Here is an 18,194-nt window from a genome sequence, read left to right as displayed (position 1 = left end):
GTTCTTCGTGTTCGCCAACTGTGAGTGGGCGACGGTGTGGCGAGCTTCCAGCAACGCTACTGCCCGCCGCATCTCCTCGGTCGCCTCACCGCAAGCACCGCATTCCTCAGCTACGGAACGATCCCCCTCGGAGCACTGCTCGGCGGCGCGCTCGGAACCGCACTCGGCCTCACCCCGGGCGCGCTCTCGGTCTACCTGCACGAACTGGTGCAGCAGTACTTCAGCCGGGTCGTGAACGACATCAGCGAGAACTGGGACGACACGTGGCGGAGCGCCGGCACCATCTCGGACTGGAGTGACCAGCGGATGACCCCCGATTCAGCTGGAGGCGCTTCCTTGAGGGACCCCAGCCGAGCGTCGCCGGGGTCCCTCTCTTTCGATCACGCGGTCAACCCGCCGCGCTCGTGGTCAAGAGCACCCTGCCGGGCGCCCTTGACCACGCAGCATGCGAGGGACGTCACAATCGTGACGCCCACCATCAAGCGACAGGACTCATCAGAGACGCCAGGGCATAGCGCGAGCCCCTGCCATGCCGGTCTTGCGGTAGCCCGACCTGGCGGTGCGAGCAGTGCGTGCCTGCTTCGGTCGGTTGAGCATGCCCGCGCCAGCGCCGCGAACCCCGCCAGCAGCCTGGGTTGTTGAACTCCAGCCATTCCGGGTCAGCCTCGCGCGGCCCCTGGTGTACAGCTGGTGGGTGCGCAGGATCGACCCGTCCCGCGGCTCCGGCATCCCCCACCAAGGCCCAGCCGCCGGCCTCGCGCATCGCGAACAGCGACAGCATCCTCGGCGAGCTGAACGTCCGGGCGACGCTCTGCGCGACCTGCGCTGCCGAGATCGCCTCGCGCTGCCGACCGCTGGCCTTGGCCAGCAGAGACAGACAGCCGAAGGCGTGCGCCTCCAGACCGGCCTCCTCGGCGACCCGCTGGTCCGCCCGCTGATCCAAACCAAACCGCCTGGTTCCCTCGGCTTCCCGCCCCAGACGATCAACCCGCAAGCCCGCGTTGGGCGTCATCCGCACCGAGGGGCAAGCCCTGCCCCTAGGTGAACGGGAGGCACACACCCATGAAGCAGCGGGCTTCACGCACCGTCTCATTAGGCCTGGCCGTGGCGTTGTGCGCCGGAACGGCGGCACTCGCCCCGTCCGCACATGCGGCACAGCCGCACGCCGACCACGAGGCGACCCGGACCGCCCTGCGTGACCTGGTCGACAAGGGGGGACTGCCCGGAGTGGCCGCCAAGGTCCATGACAGCAAGGGGGGTTGGTACGCGGCGGCAGGCCACGCCGACACCGGCACGGGCCGCGAGCGCTCTCCCCGCGACCACTTCCGCGGGGCCAGCATCACCAAGACGTTCGTGGCGACAGTCCTGCTCCAACTGGAGGCCGAAGGCAGGCTGAGCCTGGACGACACGGTCGGGCGATGGCTGCCCGGCCTGGTGCGAGGCAACGGCTACGACGGCGACAAGATCACCCTGCGGCAGCTCCTCAACCACACCAGCGGTATCGCCAACTACACCGACGACCCCGCGTTCGTCCACGACGCCGCCGGTCCCGGGTTTCCGGAGCACCGGTACGACACGCACATGCCCGAGGAACTCGTGGCGGTCGCGCTGAAGTACCCGCCGCTGCCCGATCCGGGGACGAAGCCTGTGTACTCGAACACCAACTTCGTCATCGCCGGGATGGTCATCGAGAAGGCGACGGGCCGCTCGTACGCGCAGGAGATCACCCGCCGCATCATCCGGCCGCTGAAGCTGCGCGGCACGTCGTTCCCCGGCACGTCACCTCACCTGCCGAAGCCCCACCCGGTCGGCTACTCCCGGCTGCACCAGGACGCCCCGGACGCCCCGACCCACGACGCCACCGAACAGAACATGACCTGGCTGGGCGCGGCCGGCGATGTCATCTCCACCAGCGGCGACCTCAACCGCTTCCAACGGGCCCTGTTCAAAGGAGAGTTGCTGCCCCGCAAGCAGATGGCGCAGATGCTCGACGAGGTTCCCGCGGGGGGCGGGCTCGGGTACGGACTCGGAGTCGAGTTCGCGGAGCTGTCCTGCGGCGTGAAGGTCGTGGGCAAGAGCGGCCGTACCAACGGCTCTCTGTCCGCGATGGTCGGCACGCGTGACGGGAAGCACCAGCTGACGTTCAACATCAACGGTGACTGGCTCCCCAACCCGTCGCTCTACATCAACGTGATCGAAGCGGAGTTCTGCGGCAGCGTCCCGTCCCGCACGGACAAGCCGTCGGCGCCCCTGCTGGAGTACTAACAGACCACGCTCACGGCAGGGCCCCGTTGTCAGCCCTCCTCGCCTTCCGACCGTCGACAGCGTTCCTCAATCCGCTGTTGGCGGGCGGCGGCATCGTATCCGCCGCCGCGCCGGCCCTCGAGCTCGTCGGCGGCAGGCCGGCGAAGTCCGTCCTTCGAGCCCGTCGCGTCGGAGGCCACCCCGGACGTACTCCAGCAGCTGCAGTAGCGCGTCCAACTCGCCGGTACCAGCGGCACATCGATGACCGGGTCCTTGCCCTGCGGCGTCAGAGCGTCAAGGACTCGCCGTGTGTGGGCCTTATCGCGGGCCGAGGAGAACCGCAGGCGAGTCGGGTACTCCATGGACTTGCGGGTCGGCACGTAGGCGGACAGCCGCTGGAGAAGGGCGGGGAAGTCGCTGCCCTCGCGTCGACAGCGTGGCGCGCCGATGACCGGGGTGGGTGTGGTGTGCCCTGAGATCTCGGAACAGCTCAACCCTGAAGGAGAGACAGGGCATGTTCGGACAATCCCAGGCGTTCAGTGGCTTCGCGGTCGACGACCTCGGCGAGGCCCGACGGTTCCACGGTGAGACTCTCGGTCTCCGCGCGGAGGAGAGCGGGGAGGGGGGCATGCGGATGCTGACTCTCACGCTCGGCGGAGGCGCACGGGTCTTCGTCTACCCGGAGGAGTCTCACATCCCCGCGACCTTCACGATCCTCAACTTCCCCATGGACGACATCGAAGCCGCTGTCGACGAACTGGAGCGGCGCGGCGTGAGCCTTGAGCGCTATCCCGGGTTCGACCATGACGAGAGGGGCATCGTCCGGGCCGGTGACGGCGGCCCCGCCGCGATCGCGTGGTTCACCGACCCCGCTGGGAACGTTCTCTCCGTACTCCAGGAGACATGCGGACGGCGGGCACGCGCGCTGCGGGTGGAGCGCGCGTGCCCACCGGGGAGGCGTTGCTGGAACTCCGGGCGAGCAGTGTTCACCAGCCCGACCCGGACATCGGGTTCAGGAGAGGTCGAACCGATCGAGGTTCATCACCTTGTCCCACGCGGCCACGAAGTCACGCACGAACTTGTGCCCGGCGTCCCGGGACGCGTAGACCTCCGCGACGGCTCGGAGCTGGGAGTTCGCACCGAAGACGAGGTCCACCGCGGTGGCGGTCCACTTCAGCTCGCCCGTGGTGCGATCCCGCCCTTCGAACACGTCCTCGTCGGAAGCCGACACCGTCCACTCCGTGCCCATGTCGAGCAGATGGACGAAGAAGTCGTTGGTCAACGTCTCCGGTCGGTGAGTGAACACGCCGTGCGGCGAGCGCTTGTAGCCGCTGTTCAGAACGCGCATGCCGCCGATCAGCGCCGTCATCTCGGGAGCGGTGAGGGTCAGCAGATTGGCGCGGTCCAGCAGAAGTGTCTCCGGCGACAGCTTCTCTCCCGCCCGGAGGTAGTTCCGGAATCCGTCGGCCCTGGGCTCGAGCACGGCGAACGAATCCACGTCGGTCTGCTCCTGCGAGGCGTCCGTGCGCCCTGGTGCGAACGGGACCGTGATGTCGAACCCGGCGTTCCTCGCGGCCTGCTCGACGGCCGCGCACCCGCCCAGGACGATCAGGTCGGCGAGTGAGACCCTGGTCCGGCCCGCCTGCGCGAGGTCGAAGTCCTGCCGGATCCGCTCCAGTTTCTGCAGCACCTCAGCCACCTCGGGGAGGTGGTTGACCTCCCAGTCCCTCTGCGGTGCCAGTCGGATCCGGGCCCCGTTGGCCCCGCCCCGCTTGTCGGTGCCGCGGAAGCTGGCCGCCGATGCCCAGGCGGTGGTGACCAGTTGGGAGATGGACAGCCCCGAGGAGACGATCCTGCTCTTGAGATCGGCGATATCCTCGTCCCGGACGAGTTCGTGGTCGACCGGGGGGACGGGATCCTGCCACAGTTGTGGCTCGGGAACCCACGGGCCGAGGTAACGCGTGACGGGTCCCATGTCGCGGTGCAACAGCTTGTACCAGGCCTTGGCGAACGCGTCCGCGAGTCTGTCCGGGTTCTCGTGGAAGCTCTTCGCGATCGGGCCGTAGACCGGATCCAGCTTCAGCGCCAGGTCCGTCGTCAGCATCATCGGGGCGTGCCTCTTCGACGGATCATGAGCGTCGGGCACCGTGCCCTGGGCCGCGGGATCCGTGGGGGTCCACTGCTTGGCACCGGCGGGGCTCGTCGTCAGCTCCCAGTCGTAGCCGAACAGGTTGTCCAGGTACCCGTTGTCCCACCTGGTCGGCTCGGTGGTCCAAGCGCCTTCGAGCCCACTGGTGAGCGTGTCGGAGCCCTTGCCGGTGCCGTACGTGTTTCTCCAGCCGAGACCCTGTTGCTCGATGGAGGCGGCCTCGGGTTCCGGGCCGATGTACGCGGGGTCGACCGCGCCATGACACTTGCCGAACGTATGGCCGCCGACGATGAGCGCGACCGTCTCCTCGTCATTCATCGCCATGCGCCCGAAAGTCTCGCGAATGTCCCGGGCGGCCGCCAACGGATCCGGGTTTCCGTCGGGCCCCTCAGGATTGACGTAGATCAGTCCCATCTGTACGGCCCCGAAGGGAGCGGCGAGTTCCCTGTCTCCGCTGTATCGCTCATCTCCGAGCCAGGTGTCCTCGGGGCCCCAGAAGATCTCCTCGGGCTCCCAGATGTCCTCGCGGCCGAATCCGAAACCGAACGTCTTGAACCCCATCGATTCCATGGCACAGTTACCGGCGAAGACCAGGAGGTCGGCCCAGGAGATCTTCTGGCCGTACTTCTGCTTGACCGGCCAGAGCAGGCGGCGGGCCTTGTCGAGGCTCGCGTTGTCCGGCCAACTGTTGAGGGGGGCGAAGCGCTGGGCGCCGGTGCCGCCACCGCCCCGGCCGTCAGCGACACGGTAGGTGCCCGCGGCGTGCCAGCTCATCCGGATGAAGAGCGGGCCGTAGTGGCCGTAGTCTGCAGGCCACCAGTCCTGTGACGTCGTCATCACCTCGAAGACGTCCTGTTTCAACGCGTTGAGGTCGAGGGTCGCGAACTCCCGGGAGTAGTCGAAGTCCTCGTCCATCGGATTGGAACGGGACGAGTGCTGGTGGAGAATTTGAAGGTCCAGCTGATTAGGCCACCAATCCCGGTTCGACCTGGGCCGAGTGGGGGTGGGGGTGGTCGGGGAGGAGATCGCCGGGTTTTCGCTTTCGCTGCCGGACACGTCGTCCTTCTTTCTCTCTCGGTGTTTTCACGCAGGCGCCGATGACATCGATGTCGGCATTTATATGGTCGCGCACCGCGGGCGACACCGCTAGAAAACACGCAGAGCACTCCCGCATGGCAAACGTGTGGGCGGCGAATTCCTTTCCGCCGAGAAATCGACCCGCCCACGGCTTCGAGATGCTTCCGGACGTCGGCGGGCGCGTGGCTCTCCCGATGTTCCGCTGCGACGATCAACCCGTTCGGACCGCTGGCCGACGACAGAACCACCGGGAGGGAGGCGGCAGTGTCCGACGGCGACGCGGATCGTTGCACCGTCCCTTCGATACCGACACTCCGGAAACGAGCCGCCGTCGAGTCGAACCGCTGAGCTTGACGACGGCGAGGACTGGCGAGGGCATCTGCCCGGGATGGAGCTGATGTATAGCGCTGCGTGGACAATGCAGCGAGGGCCCGGACGCCGCATCGGAGCGGGGGCGGGCCGAGAACCAGCGAAGGCCGGCTGGATCGCTGAAGGTGCCAACGTGATGGTCCTCCGCCATCTCGTGGAGGTCTCTCAATCGCTGTTCCAGGGGACGTCCGGCGTGAGCATTTCGTGGACGCAGCGGCGGAGTCCGCTGCTGGAGTCGACCGGTCCGAGCCACGGCACCCGCTGGAACAGGTCGCTGCATCGGTCGGCACTCGGGTCGGTCAGGACGGCTCGGAGCTCGTCGGGGACGGGGTCGCAGACCAGGCACAGCCAGGCGAGGCCGGCGCCGATGCGGACCTCGGGTGACCGGCCGGGATCCGACCACAGCTCCCGGGCCCACGCCGGAGCGTGCTCATCCCGGTGTTCGCGTGCGAGCTGGGCGATCGCCAGGATCAAGCTCACACGGACCCCGGGATCGTCCTCCACCTCCAGCCTGCGGTGCAGTGTTGAGGAGACGCGCGGGATGTCGCTGGTCGCCGCCGCCAGGACGAAGGCGGCCGCGGAGCGGACATCGGGATCAGGGTCGGGGAGAAGAGGGAACAGGAGGTGCAGGTCGTCCGTGATGGCATCGCGAGCAGCCTGGATCGTCCAGTTCGTGGGGCACATCGTGGTGCCCTCCGCCTCCAGCGGATCCTCGGCGACTTGGAGAAGGCCTTCGCGTGTTGTGTCCCCGAAGTGCTGGCATCGTCCGATCTCGGCGACAAGGCGAAGGGTGTTCGCCCGGAGCCCGGGGACCCCGGTAGTCGCGATCCGGAGCAGGAAGGGTACTGCCAAGGCTCCCACCGCGATCGTGCTGCCCTGGTGATTGAGGTTCTCCCACAGTTCCGCCAAGGCCAGGGCGGCGGCTTCGGCATCTTTGGAGGCGAGCGTCGCGAGGCGACCGGGTACCTCCTCGCCCGGGCCGTGGACGTGCGGAAACCGCTGCCACGGGATCTCGTCGTACTTGAACCCGTCCTTGACCTCCCGTGGGATCGCGCCCATGACCGTCCGCATGTCGGTATCCGTACCAGCCCACGGCTCTGGCCACCTGGCCCAGTGGTCATCGTCCATGGTTTGGCCTTCCGGTCCACCGACGCCATCCGAACATCGGGAGTCCAACGGCCATGATCAAGAGCGCGGCCTGCCACTGTTCTTCGTGGTGCTGCAAGACGGGCGCTGGCCTCCGGGCCCAGTATGACTGTTGCGCCCCCCGATGCGGCATCGTGGATCGGTCCCGGTCCGGAGGCTCCGCGCCAGGATGGGAGTCATCACCGTCGCAGGGACGAGGTGTAGCCCGAGGAGGGCGGTGGTGGTGGCGGTGTTTGCCCCGGAGGGGAAGGGCGGGACGAACGAGATCGCGGTCAGTGACACTGGTGCCCATACGAATTGCTTGGCGGGGCGAGCGCTCCGACGAAGAAGAGCGATGGCAGTGGCGATGCCCACGACCGAGAAGAGCGAACCCGGGGACCGGGATCTTCTCGCCGCCATCGGGGTCCTCGAAGTCAACGCCAACGGCCTGGGTAAGCGTCGCGGCGAGGGTGGTGGCCACCATCGCTGCGAGCGTGGCAATAAAAGCCGGTGCCGGTGAGCCGCGGAGTCGGTGGGCGTAGCTGGTCTGGCCCGATGCCGCGTCCGCGACGACCCCGGTGTCCTGGTACGCGATCGAGGCGTCGGTCACGGTCTTCTCGGCCGCACCCGACGGGGCCAGGCCCGACACTGGAGTGAGGGCGGCGGTATCGCCCTCGACCCGGACCGGCGCCGACCCGGCCGCCAGAACGCTCTTGACGTTCCGGGCGTTGCCCGCGACCGAAAGGACTCCGTCCGCCCATCGGGCGATCTGTCCCGCACCTTCAGGTTGAACAGCGACTCCTTGGGCACTCTCAGTCCGTCGGCCACTGTCTGGTCGATGTCTTCGGTGTCGATCTCCGCCCGCAGGTCACACCCCAGCTTCCGGGCCGCAGCGACGAGCGGCAGGGTGCCGACCGTCACCGCGCCTCGGTGGCATCGCCCGCCAGTCGGACAATCGCAGCGTCGCTGCCACCGTTGGCGCATCACCCAACTCGGCCACTCCCGCTGACACCACTGTCCGGTGGGGGAGGGCAGCCCCCGCAGCGCGGCACGCTGCGGTGGGACTGCCCCCTTCCCGCCGGAGGTCTCCCCGCACACCAGGGGGCTGGTTACGCCAGAGAGGTCCACTTCTGGTTGTTCTGGCCGTTGCAGGTCCACAGGACCAGTCGGGTCCCGTTCGCGGTGGCGGCCCCGCTGACGTCGAGGCACAGCCCGGCGTTGACGTTGCGGATCGAGCCGTCGGCCTGTGTGGTCCATTTCTGGTTGTTCTGGCCGTTGCAGGGCCAGATGATGACCTGCGTGCCGTTGGTGGTGCCCTGGTTGTTGGCGTCCAGGCACTTGTCGCCGAAGACGCGGATCTCGCCGCCGGCCCAGGTGGTCCACAGCTGGTTGGCGGCGGTGTGGCAGTCCCAGATCAGCGTCGCCGTCCCGGAGGCGGTGCTGCCGCCTTCCACATCCAGACAGCGGCCGGATCCGGTGCCGCGCAGGCGTGCCGTGGTGGAGGACAGGGGGCTGCCGCCGCTCATCTTGAACACGGCGACACCGTGCGCCGGGACGCTCGCCGAGATCTGACCGGACGTGCTCGACGTGCCGCCTGTCCACAGATCGGTGAGGGTGAACGACCCTCCGGTGAGGCCGACCTGTGCGGCGCTGGTGGTGATCGTCGCGGTGCTGCCGCCCCGGTTGAACAGGCCCACGGCGACCGAGCCGTCGGACAGGCGCTTGGCGAAGACCTCGGTGGCGCCGTCGTCGCGCACCCGGCGCCCGCCCGCGCCCAGCGGGTCCTGGTTCACCGCCAGCAGGCGGGGGTTGCGGAGGATCGCGCTCACGTCGGCGGACATGGTGCGGATGTCATTGCCGGCCATGAGGGGAGCCGAGAGCAGCGACCACAGGGCGAAGTGGGAGCGGGCCTCGGTCAGCGACAGCCCGGGACGGCCGACGACCAGCATGTCCGGGTCGTTCCAGTGGCCCGGGCCCGACTGTGCGGCCAGCGGCGCGGTGATGTCCAGGACGTTGCCGACGCCCATCGGATAGCTGTTGGTGTTGTTGTTCTGCCAGATGTCGAGCAGGTCCTCGGTCGTCCGCCACAGGTCGGCGACCTGGCCCCAGTCGTAGGAGGCGCCGGTGGGGGCGTGGAAGCTGTTGGAGTTGATGCTGTAGACGATCGGGCGGCCGGTGGCGCGCAGGGCGTCACGCATGGTGGTGAACTGTGCGACCTGCTCGGCGAGCGTGCCGCTGCCGGAGCACCAGTCGTACTTGAGGTAGTCCACGCCCCATGCGGCGAACGAGGCGGCGTCCTGTACCTCGTGCCCCTTGCTGCCGGTGGAGCCGGGGTAGGTGCCCACGCCTTGGGCGCACGTCTTCTCGTTGGGTGCCTGGTAGATGCCGAACTTGAGGCCCTTGCCGTGGATGTAGTCGCCCAGCGCCTTCATGCCGCTGGGGAACTTGGTCGGGTTGGCCCGGAGGTTGCCCGCGCTGTCACGCTGCGGGTCGAACCAGCAGTCGTCGACGACGACGTACTGGTACCCGGCGTCCTTCATGCCGGAGGACACCATCGCGTCGGCGGCCTGGCGAACCTGCGCCTCGGTGATCCCGCATCCGAAGCTGTTCCAGCTGTTCCAGCCCAGGGGCGGGGTGAGCGCGGGGCTGCCCGGTGCGGCCTCGGCGACCGTGCCGGCGGAGGCGGTGACGCAGGCGGTGAGCGTCAGCGCGGTGGCTGTGAGGAGACGTAGGAGTCGCGTGTGCAAGGGGGCCATGAGGGGGTCCTTCCTGGCCCGCACAGCGGAAGCCGCTGTGCGGGGCGTTGGGGGCATGGTCACGAGCTCGGGACGACGCGATCCGGTCAGCGCTGCAGGGTGAGCAGGCCCGGCCGGTACGGCAGTTTCAGGTAGTCGGTGCCGTCCGAGGAGGGGTTCCTGCCCTGGTAGAGGAACTGCAGGTTGCAGGGGTCGATGGTCATGGTCTGGTCGGGGTTGTTGCGGACCAGGTCACCGTGGCTGATGTCGTTGGTCCAGGTCTGGTTGGTGTTGACCTTGCCGGCGAAGGGGTTGCTCTCGGTGCCGGCCTGCTCGGTCCACGGACCGTTCAGGCTGGAGGCGGTGAACGAGCGGAAGTAGCGTCCGCCCGCGCCCTTTGCCTCGACGATCATGAGGTACTGGTTCCGGCCCTGGACCTTGTAGACCTCCGGCGCCTCGAACAGTTTGTCCTCCGTGTCCTTCATGACCGTCGTGTACGACGAGCCGAAGCTGCTCGGGAAGTTCCCGAGCGGCATGGTCGACCTGTAGATGCTTCCGAGGTCATCGGCGAAGAACAGGTACATGTTCTGGTCGTCGGCGATCATGGTCGGGTCGATCGGGCCGCCCACGGGGAGGCTGCCGGTGAACAGCGGCTGCGGGGCGGACCAGCCGTTGGGGTTGGTGGGGTCGCTGGACGTGCGGTAGACGAAGGGCCAGGCGGTACCCCAGCCGTTCGAGGCCAGCACCCAGATGTTCTTGGTTGAGAGGTAGAACAGTTTGGGCGCCACCGCCAAGCCCTCGGCCATCCCGGTCTGGGTGGCCGTCGCCATGTCCGACCAGTTCGTGAAGGGACGGAACGCCATGGAATCCCATGACCCTCCGTCAGAGGTGGTCGCGTAGACCAGGTTCTGGCCGTTGTACTTCACGGCGGTGAAGTCCTTCAGCGCGACCCACCCGTTCGCCGGCTGCGCCAGCGGGCCCGTCGAGGTCCACTTGTACGTCGACGGAAGCGAGCACGTGCTGCCCGTCCCGGACAGACCGGTCCACTTCTGGTTGTTGCCGCCGTTGCAGTTCCACAGCTGCACCGCCGTGCCGTTGGCCGTGGCGCCGCCCGACACGTCCAGACACAGCCCGGACTCCACGGCGACGACCGTGCCGTCGGCGTTCACCCGCCACTGCTGGTTCGTACCGCCGTTGCAGGACCAGATCACCGGCCGGGTCCCGGCCGTGGTGGCGTGGCCCGGCACGTCCAGGCACTTGTTGCCGTACACGGTCAGCTGGTTGCTGTCCGTCAGCGTCCACTGCTGGTTGGTCCCCCCGTGGCAGTCCCAAATCTGCACATTCGTGCCGTCGGTCTGAGCGGCGCCCGGCACATCGAGACACCGGCCGGAGCCTACGCCGCGCAAGGCGCCGGTGCTGGCCGCCTGAGCCGGGCCGGGGTTGGCGACGAGCGTCGCCGCCGAAGCGACCAGGACCGAGAGTGCCACGGACAGGTGTTTGCGAGTGAACGTACGACTGAGCACGTGAACCTCATTCTTTGGGGGAGCGGATCCGGACGGCCCGCTGACGGGCCGTCCGGACGGATGGGGCTGCGACCAGGGGGAGATGTTCGGAATGCCGAACCATGGTCGGAGAATTGGGCGGACGATGAGGGGCGGGGAGCGACGGAGATCTGGTTCCGCGGCGGACTCAGTTCCGCACGATGCGCCACCGGTTGTCTGTGGTGCCGTCGTCCGCGTCCTGGATCGCGAACGCGCCGACAGCGGTGGAGTTGTTCGCGATGGCGAGCAGCTTTCCGCTGTTGACGTTGCGGATCTTGTACGTCCCGTCCCCCTGGTCGAGCAGCGTCCACTGGTGGTCGGCGGTGCCGTTGTCCGACCATTGCAGCACCGTCGCGCCGTCCGCTGTGGACATGTTCAGGACGCCGAGCACCTTGCCGCTGTGGGCGTTGCGGAAGCGGACCGCGCTTCCGTCGGTGATCATGTACCAGTCGTGGTCGGCGGTGCCGTTGTCCGACCACTGAAGAGCGCGGCCGCCGTCGGCCGTGGACATGTTCTGGATGCCCAGCAGCAGACCACTGGCCACGTTGACCAGCCGGACGGTGCCGGTGGTGTTCCAGTACACCGTGTAGTTGTGACCGTGCGCGTCGTGGAACGGGCCGAGGTTGACGGTGGAGCCGTTGGCGGTGGCGGTGAAGACGAGTGAACTGCTGCTGGTCCGTGTGATCGAGGACGTGTTCAGTGTCGGGAGGGAGCTGAGCGAGGTGTCGCCGTAGTTGCCGGACAGGACCACCGGGCCGTAGGTGATGGCGGAGACGTTCGGGTTGTCGTTGGCCGCTCGCATCACGACCCGCATGGGCAGGCGGACGGTGACGGTGTCGCCGGAGGTCCAGGAGCGGCTCAGGGTGGCGTAGCTGCCGGGGTTGGTGGTGATGTTCTGCTTGACACCGTTGACGCTGACGGTGGCCTCGGTGGTCCAGCTCGGGATACGGATGCGCATCCCCCAGGTCCCGCCGACGCTGCCGGTGACCTGCAAGGTGGTGGTGTCGCTGGCGGGGTACGACGTGGTCTGGGTGACCGTGATGCCGCGCTCCGACCAGGTGAGCACCGAGGGCACGAACATGTTCACGATCAGCGTGGTGTCGCTGCGGAAGTAGATGGAGTCCATCAGTCTGGTGTGCATCTCCAGGCCCGTGCCCTGGCAGCACCAGAAGGTGCCGTAGTCGGTACTCCAGGTGCCGCCGCCCCACGCCGGGCCGACACCGCGCCGGCCGCCCGGCTTGAGCGGGGTGAAGTAGGTGACGTGGCCGTGGTCGTCGGCCGGGTTCTGCTGGCCGATCATCTGGTTCAGCCATGCCCGCTCGTAGTAGTCGAACAGCGCGGCCCTGTTCGGGTCCAGCGCGAACAGCTCACGGGTGAGGGTGAGCATGTTGAAGGTGTTGCAGCTTTCGCATGTGTCGTTGTTCAGGAAGCCGGCGATGGCGTTCGGGGCGCGGAAGTGCTCCGCCTGGCTGTTGCCGCCGATGGCGTAGGTGTGCGCGTTGACGGTGATGTTCCAGGCGTTGGTGGCGATGTCCCGGTAGCGGGTGGTGCCGGTGGCCTTGTACTCCCGGGCGGCCCCGATCCACTTGGGTACCTGGGTGTTGGCGTGCAGGCCGTTGAGCTTGTCCTGGTTGGCCGCCAGCGGGTCGAACACCGCGGCGTGGTCGAACCGCCGGGCGACGGTGAGCCACCGCACGTCGCCGGTCTGCTGGTAGAGGTCGGACAGCACGGTGTTCATGCCGCCGAACTCGGTCTGCAGCATGGCCTGCATCTGCTGGTCGGTCAGCCGTCCGGTGCGCAGGTCGACCCATCCCGCCAGAGCGAGCAGCACGTCACGGGCCTGTGTGCTGCCGATGAGGCGCCACACGTCCAGCAGGCCGACGAGAGTCTTGTGGATGGTGTAGTACGGCACGTTGCCGTTGGTCAGAGTCCGCTGCTCGAGAGCGGTGAAGTCGGACTCGGGGTAACCGGACAGGTATCCGGCGTTGAATCCGGCTGCGCTGTTGTTGGCCTGGCATTTGGCCAGCTCCGCGACCATGTACGTGGCCTTGTCCCGGCAGACGGTGTCACCGGTCACGGCGTACAGCTGAGCCCACGCCGTGAGGAAGTGGCCCTGGACGTGGGTGCGGAAGGGGAAGTTCGGCGCGTCCCAACCGCCGGTGGCGACCGCGCCGTTGGTGGACAGCTTGTGGTTGGCGCGGAAGTTGTACAGCAGCCGGTCCACATCGACGAACCGGAGGTAGTTGCGCGTACGGTTCTGGTTGTCCAGCCACCGGCTCGCGGTCAGCCGGACCTCGTCGAGCGCGAAGGGGTGCGCCGAGACCCCGACGTCGGCCCTCGCGGGAGGGACGACCGCACGGGCGGGAGACGCGCCGAGGAGGGACCCGGTGGCAGAGGCGGCCACGGTGGCCCCGGCCGCCTGCAGGAGGCGCCGTCTGCTGAGGGAGGAAGACATCTCGAACCTTTCGGTGAGCAGAAGTGGTCAGGCCGAGGGGGTGACCCCTGTGAAGGAGCTGTCGGCGCGGAACGTGTCGGTGTTCTGGTAGAGGTCCACGCGCAGCGCATAGTCGTAGTGGCGCAGATAGCGGCCCGGGTAGTTGTACGACTCCAGGCGGACGGAACCCGAGGCGGTGCCCGGGCGGGCGCAGTAGGTGGCGTCCTTGTTGAAGACGGCCGTGCCGTTGCTCGTGTCGAAGCGGATCCGGAAGTCCCAGTGGCGGAGATAGCGGCCGGAGGAGTCGCGGAAGGAGTAGCAGTTGGCGTCCGCGAGACCGGGCACGATCGTGAAGGTGGCGCTCTGTTTGACGGCGGTGCTGCTGGAGGACGTCACCGGGTCGATGTAGCCGAGGCTGTCGGAGCGCAGCACGGCGTACCGGTCGGGGAAGTTGACCGACCGCAGGGACCTGGTGGTGTCGGTGGGCAGGGTGACCCCGCCGGGGACGGTCTCCTTCAGCACGGTGAGGTGACGGACGAAGCCGGTGAGGCCGGGCAGTTCGGTCGGGGTGGACCAGGTGGCGAAGTTGTCGTAGCTGTCGCTGTACCAGTACTTACCGGCGCGGTAGCCGTCGTAGTAGATGCGCCAGCCGCCGTTGTCGAGCGAGACGAGGGCCGGACCTTCGACCCAGTCGCCGAAGCCCGCCCAGTTGCCGGTCTTCCTGAAGGTGTAGGGGCCGGTGAGGCTGGAGGCGGTGGCGTACTCGATGTACTTCGTCGTCTCGTTCTTGGTGAACGCGTGGTAGGTGGAGCCGACCTTGACGATGAAGGTGTCGATGTAGTTCGGGGCGATGCCGGACAGCTGGGTGGGCGCGGACCAGGTGGTCAGCGCGGAGTTGGTCGCCGTGATCTTGTAGGGGGTGAAGGCGGTGGCGGTGCTCGCCGTCGTGAGGGACACGATGATGTTGACGCTGCCGTCGGTGTCGATGAACCACTCGGGTGCCCAGGTGCGGGTGAGACCGCTGATCGGGATCGTGTAGTTGTACAGGAACGTCCAGTTCACCCGGTCGGTGCTTCGGGCGAAACCGATCGTGTTCCCGGTCCAGTTGGTGGTGTAGGTGATGTAGTAGAAGCCGTCGGTGTGCTTGAAGATGCTGGGGTCGCGGATCAGCCCGGACGGCGGGGTGTAGGCGGGACCCTTCTGCAGGGTGAACGCGGTGGCGTCCGGCGAGTCGTACACAAACATGTTCGACTCGCTGCTGTTGGTGAACGCCGTCATCGTGTAGCGCGTGGCCTGCCCGGCCGGCGGGGCGGCGGCAGCGGCCGTGCCCTGAACAGCGGGGACGCCCAACAGGGCGAGCAGGAGCGACCCCAACAAGGCGAGCAGTGTTCTTACGGGTCTCTTCAACTCTTCCTCCGGGCCGGCTGGTCCGCTTGGCCGACCGCCGTAGCGAGACTCCTTACCGTTCGAAATTGCGAACAATGTGCGATAGTTCGAGCAGAAGATAGATTTGGGGCGTGGTGACGTCAATGTTTCTGACGGGTACGCCTTCGGTTTCGTCGGACAGGGCATGCCTGTTCGGGGATCAAGGGTGATATAGCCGCCCAGAGTGCTGAATCCGCTGTCGGTGGATTCGCTTTCATCCTCTGACCAGCGGTGGCACGTCAGCACCGTCGGAACGCGTCGAGTTGGGCCCGGTGCAGGTCCGGGACGGTGAAGCGCCGCGGAGCGCAGCACGCGGGCCATCGCCTGGGCGGGAGGGGTGGCGGGGCGTGCCCGCGGCGCGCGCTCTGAGGACGCGCGGGGTCGGTGCCGGGACGCCGGAGGCGAACCGCAGTGACGTACTCGGACGATCAGGGCCCGTCCCCGGGTGGTGGCCAGTGCGAGAAATACGCCCACCTGCGAGTTCTCGATGTGCCCGGCGGTGCCGGTGTACTGCCGCTGCACTCCGGCCGAGGAGCGGCCCTTCTTCACAAGTCGGTCTCGTCCACGATCAGCACCGCGCCGTCGGTACCGAGGTGGTCGGCGGCGTAAGCGCGCAGGTCGTCACGGACCGCATCGGCGTCCCAGCGGGCGTAGCGCAGCAGTCGCTGCATCGGTCCATGCCGGGTGCGGCCCGCGTGTTCGGCCAGCTGCCAGCAATCCTTCCGCTCGACACGCGACAGCAGCCCAAGCAGGTAGGCCCGGGCTGAGGGATCGAGGCTCAACTCGCTTGAATGGCCTTGCGATCCGGACCATGGCCTGGTCGAGCATCGCCCGACAGCGTGCAGGGTCTACGCTATGGCCTGTGGCCACCGCACGATCTTCAGGAGTCACACAACCCCCGATGAGCACGCGGTGGCCGTACCGTTCCCAGCCGTTCTCGTACGCCGACCACAGGGCGGCCGGGGCGTTGAGTCCCCCAGGGCCGAAGCAGTCCACGTCCGCGCCGACGGCGAACAGGAGCGTGTTCCGCGTCTTGAGCCGCCGCTGGGGGAGGGGCGGGCCGCGCACCCGACCCGGTCGGGTGGCGAGCCGACACGGCGTACGCCTCCCGTCGCAATCGCGCCTACCTGCGGCGGCGTGGAATCCGCTGCACCATCCCCGACAAGGCCGACCAGGCCGGCAACCGCAAGAAACGCGGCTCGCGCGGCGGCCGACCGCCGAAGTTCGACCCGCGGGTATTGACAAGGCGCGGCATGCGGTCGAGTGCGGCATCAACCGCCTCAAAAGACACCGGGCCGTGGCCACGCGCTACGGCAATAACGGCATCGCGCTCTGTGACTGAGCACTGAATCTGTCGGGCTGTGCAGCGGAATTCGGAACTGCGAGTTCGGCCCGGGACCTACGCTGGCGCTACCTTCCACCCTGTCTAGGAGTAGCGTGCCGCCTGCCTTCGTTCACCGGATCACGAAGTACGACCCCGCCGACCGTGATGAACACGGCAGCTATCGGGGCGCGGAGGAGGCGGTCAGCGACCACGGGCCGGTCGAGGCCGCGTATCTGGAGGCGATCTCCGCGTTCGCGGAAGCTGCGGGCATTGACCGGCTGGAGATCCGTGAGCCCTCGGTCGCCGGGCTCGTCCACCTCGGTGCCCGGCCGGCGGTCGAGGGGCACGGTCTCAGCGGGCTCTTCCCGGCTGACCTTGCCGGTTACCACGACGGGGCCGAGGTCTGCCTGGCGGGGGCCCTGGAGTTGATCCGCGTCATGCTCCGTGAGCAGGGCGCCTGGTGCCGGCTGGAGGCAGGAGACGTTTTCGCCGTGCACGTCGGATGGGACCAGTACGTGTACGTGGGCAGCGACCAGCCCTGCCCGGACGCCGTCGCCCGCACGCGAGAACTCGGCCTCTTCGCGGAACCGGTAGCGGCTTCCCCCTACGCCGCGGAACCAGTGGTGACAGAGGCCGCCGACGAAGGCTTCTGGGCGTTGGTGCGCACCGAGCTGGCGGCGCGCCAAGGCCTGCTCCTGGAGGAGACCCCCATCGTCAACGCCACACGCTGGCACCGTCTCACCACGGAAAACCTCAACGCGGTGCGCGCCGGTCTCGGCCCGCGCGCCCTGCTGACCGTCTGGCCCGACCTGCAACCCGAAGTCGGCGCGGTCCTGACCGCGCTGCCGTCCGAATGGCACATTGAGTTCGTCTGGGAGACGAAGGATGGAACGATCAGAGACGTGGTCGTCGATGAGACCGAGTACCAGGAGCTCGCTGCCCTGGTGGCCGACGCGCGAGCGGCCTGTGCCCTGTCCCTCTGCACCGACGAACGCAGTCCACTGCTCCAAGCCGTTCTACCCGACAGCGACGGCGTGCTGCGCGCACGATGGTGACCCGATTCAAGCCGGCCCGACGAAACCGCACGGCAGCATGCTGACCGCCAACTCGACCGCCCAGTTGTCAAACTGAAGCGCACAGTCACACAGCAACGTGTCGGTGACAACAACCCTGCCGATGTGACAGCTACGGTGCGTCGGTCCAACGGGCAAATTGCAGAATCCCGGTCGCTGCCGGGGTCAGTAGTCGAGGTCGAGATAGTCGATGTCGTTGAGGGTGACGTCGGAGAGTCCGCTGGCGCGGTATCCGCCGTCTTGGAAGCAGATGTCTTTGAGGCCTTCGGCGATGATCTGGCGCATCTGCTGGTCGCTGGCTCAGGTGTCGCGGGCGTTGAACAGGCGTTGTGCACAGGCAGGGGGTGCCCCTATGCCTTTGGTCAAGGTGGATGGGTGCTGGTTCGGGCGCCTGGAACGATGTGCCTGTGCACGCTGATGGTCAGGTGGGCGAGGGTGTCTCTGCGGAGCTCGCGGTGTTTCTCCGGAACGCTGCCGACGGCCGTCCGGTGAAGATCGTTCCTTCCGTCTGTGGCGGGTGTGGCGGGCGCGTGTTTTCCGTGGTCCTCGACGATGTCGAGGGCGGAGCCGATCGGGTGTGCGTTGGTCGCGGAGGCCGCGCGTTCACCCGGTCCGCGTGGGGCGACACTCCGGGGTGGTGCAGTCCTGCACAGCTCCACCACACCGGAGGTCTTCGCCATGATCAAGCCCGGCAAGTG

10 protein-coding genes and 5 pseudogenes are annotated in these 18,194 nt (G+C 67.8%); 5 read left to right on the top strand and 10 right to left on the bottom strand.

Annotated features, from left to right (window positions below; translation table 11 throughout):
• Positions 1-39 precede the first annotated feature (39 nt).
• Positions 40-171, top strand: a pseudogene (locus ACZ43N_RS36880) (MFS transporter); the annotation flags it as partial.
• 307 nt (positions 172-478) lie between these two features.
• Here the strand turns inward: ACZ43N_RS36880 and ACZ43N_RS36875 are convergent.
• Positions 479-1,012: a hypothetical protein gene (locus ACZ43N_RS36875; RefSeq protein WP_468103519.1), complete on the bottom strand. Its 534-nt coding sequence runs from the start codon at positions 1,010-1,012 to the stop codon at positions 479-481.
• A 50-nt stretch (positions 1,013-1,062) separates the two neighbouring features.
• On the opposite strand from ACZ43N_RS36875, the gene ACZ43N_RS36870 reads away from it, so the two are divergent.
• Complete coding sequence (locus ACZ43N_RS36870; protein ID WP_468103454.1) at positions 1,063-2,265, top strand: serine hydrolase domain-containing protein; 1,203 nt, start codon at positions 1,063-1,065, stop codon at positions 2,263-2,265.
• Between the two features lie 493 nt (positions 2,266-2,758).
• Positions 2,759-3,070, top strand: a pseudogene (locus tag ACZ43N_RS36865) (VOC family protein); the annotation flags it as partial.
• A gap of 186 nt (positions 3,071-3,256) precedes the next feature.
• On the opposite strand, the gene katG reads toward ACZ43N_RS36865, so the two are convergent.
• From katG to ACZ43N_RS36825, 8 genes and pseudogenes are all read right to left on the bottom strand, one after another.
• On the bottom strand, positions 3,257-5,449 hold the full coding sequence (katG, locus tag ACZ43N_RS36860) for a catalase/peroxidase HPI (RefSeq protein ID WP_468103452.1): 2,193 nt from the start codon (positions 5,447-5,449) through the stop codon (positions 3,257-3,259).
• 555 nt (positions 5,450-6,004) lie between these two features.
• Complete coding sequence (locus ACZ43N_RS36855) at positions 6,005-6,910, bottom strand: hypothetical protein (RefSeq protein WP_468103450.1); 906 nt, start codon at positions 6,908-6,910, stop codon at positions 6,005-6,007.
• A 114-nt stretch (positions 6,911-7,024) separates the two neighbouring features.
• Positions 7,025-7,384: a DUF6069 family protein gene (locus ACZ43N_RS36850; RefSeq protein ID WP_468103448.1), complete on the bottom strand. Its 360-nt coding sequence runs from the start codon at positions 7,382-7,384 to the stop codon at positions 7,025-7,027.
• A 689-nt stretch (positions 7,385-8,073) separates the two neighbouring features.
• Complete coding sequence (locus tag ACZ43N_RS36845; protein WP_468103447.1) at positions 8,074-9,720, bottom strand: glycoside hydrolase family 27 protein; 1,647 nt, start codon at positions 9,718-9,720, stop codon at positions 8,074-8,076.
• Positions 9,721-9,806: 86 nt separating this feature from the next.
• Positions 9,807-11,222 (bottom strand): non-reducing end alpha-L-arabinofuranosidase family hydrolase, encoded by a 1,416-nt coding sequence (locus tag ACZ43N_RS36840; RefSeq protein WP_468103446.1) that lies wholly within the window; start codon positions 11,220-11,222, stop codon positions 9,807-9,809.
• Positions 11,223-11,388: 166 nt separating this feature from the next.
• Complete coding sequence (locus ACZ43N_RS36835) at positions 11,389-13,695, bottom strand: beta-L-arabinofuranosidase domain-containing protein (protein WP_468103444.1); 2,307 nt, start codon at positions 13,693-13,695, stop codon at positions 11,389-11,391.
• Between the two features lie 27 nt (positions 13,696-13,722).
• Positions 13,723-15,051 (bottom strand): glycoside hydrolase family 43 protein, encoded by a 1,329-nt coding sequence (locus ACZ43N_RS36830; protein ID WP_468103513.1) that lies wholly within the window; start codon positions 15,049-15,051, stop codon positions 13,723-13,725.
• A gap of 417 nt (positions 15,052-15,468) precedes the next feature.
• Positions 15,469-15,924: pseudogene (locus tag ACZ43N_RS36825) on the bottom strand (IS701 family transposase); the annotation flags it as partial.
• 229 nt (positions 15,925-16,153) lie between these two features.
• Here ACZ43N_RS36825 and ACZ43N_RS36820 point away from each other — a divergent pair.
• Positions 16,154-16,441 (top strand): annotated as a pseudogene (locus ACZ43N_RS36820) (IS5 family transposase); the annotation flags it as partial.
• A gap of 95 nt (positions 16,442-16,536) precedes the next feature.
• Entirely contained in the window at positions 16,537-17,478 is a 942-nt protein-coding gene (locus ACZ43N_RS36815; protein ID WP_468103442.1) for an RNA-binding protein, read from the top strand.
• Between the two features lie 183 nt (positions 17,479-17,661).
• Here the strand turns inward: ACZ43N_RS36815 and ACZ43N_RS36810 are convergent.
• A pseudogene (locus tag ACZ43N_RS36810) lies at positions 17,662-17,841 on the bottom strand (telomere-protecting terminal protein Tpg); the annotation flags it as partial.
• Positions 17,842-18,194 lie beyond the last annotated feature (353 nt).

This window comes from Streptomyces sp. NPDC030814 (genome assembly GCF_055572155.1).
Note: the sequence above shows the minus strand (reverse complement) of the source record. Positions and strands in the feature narration are given on the sequence as shown.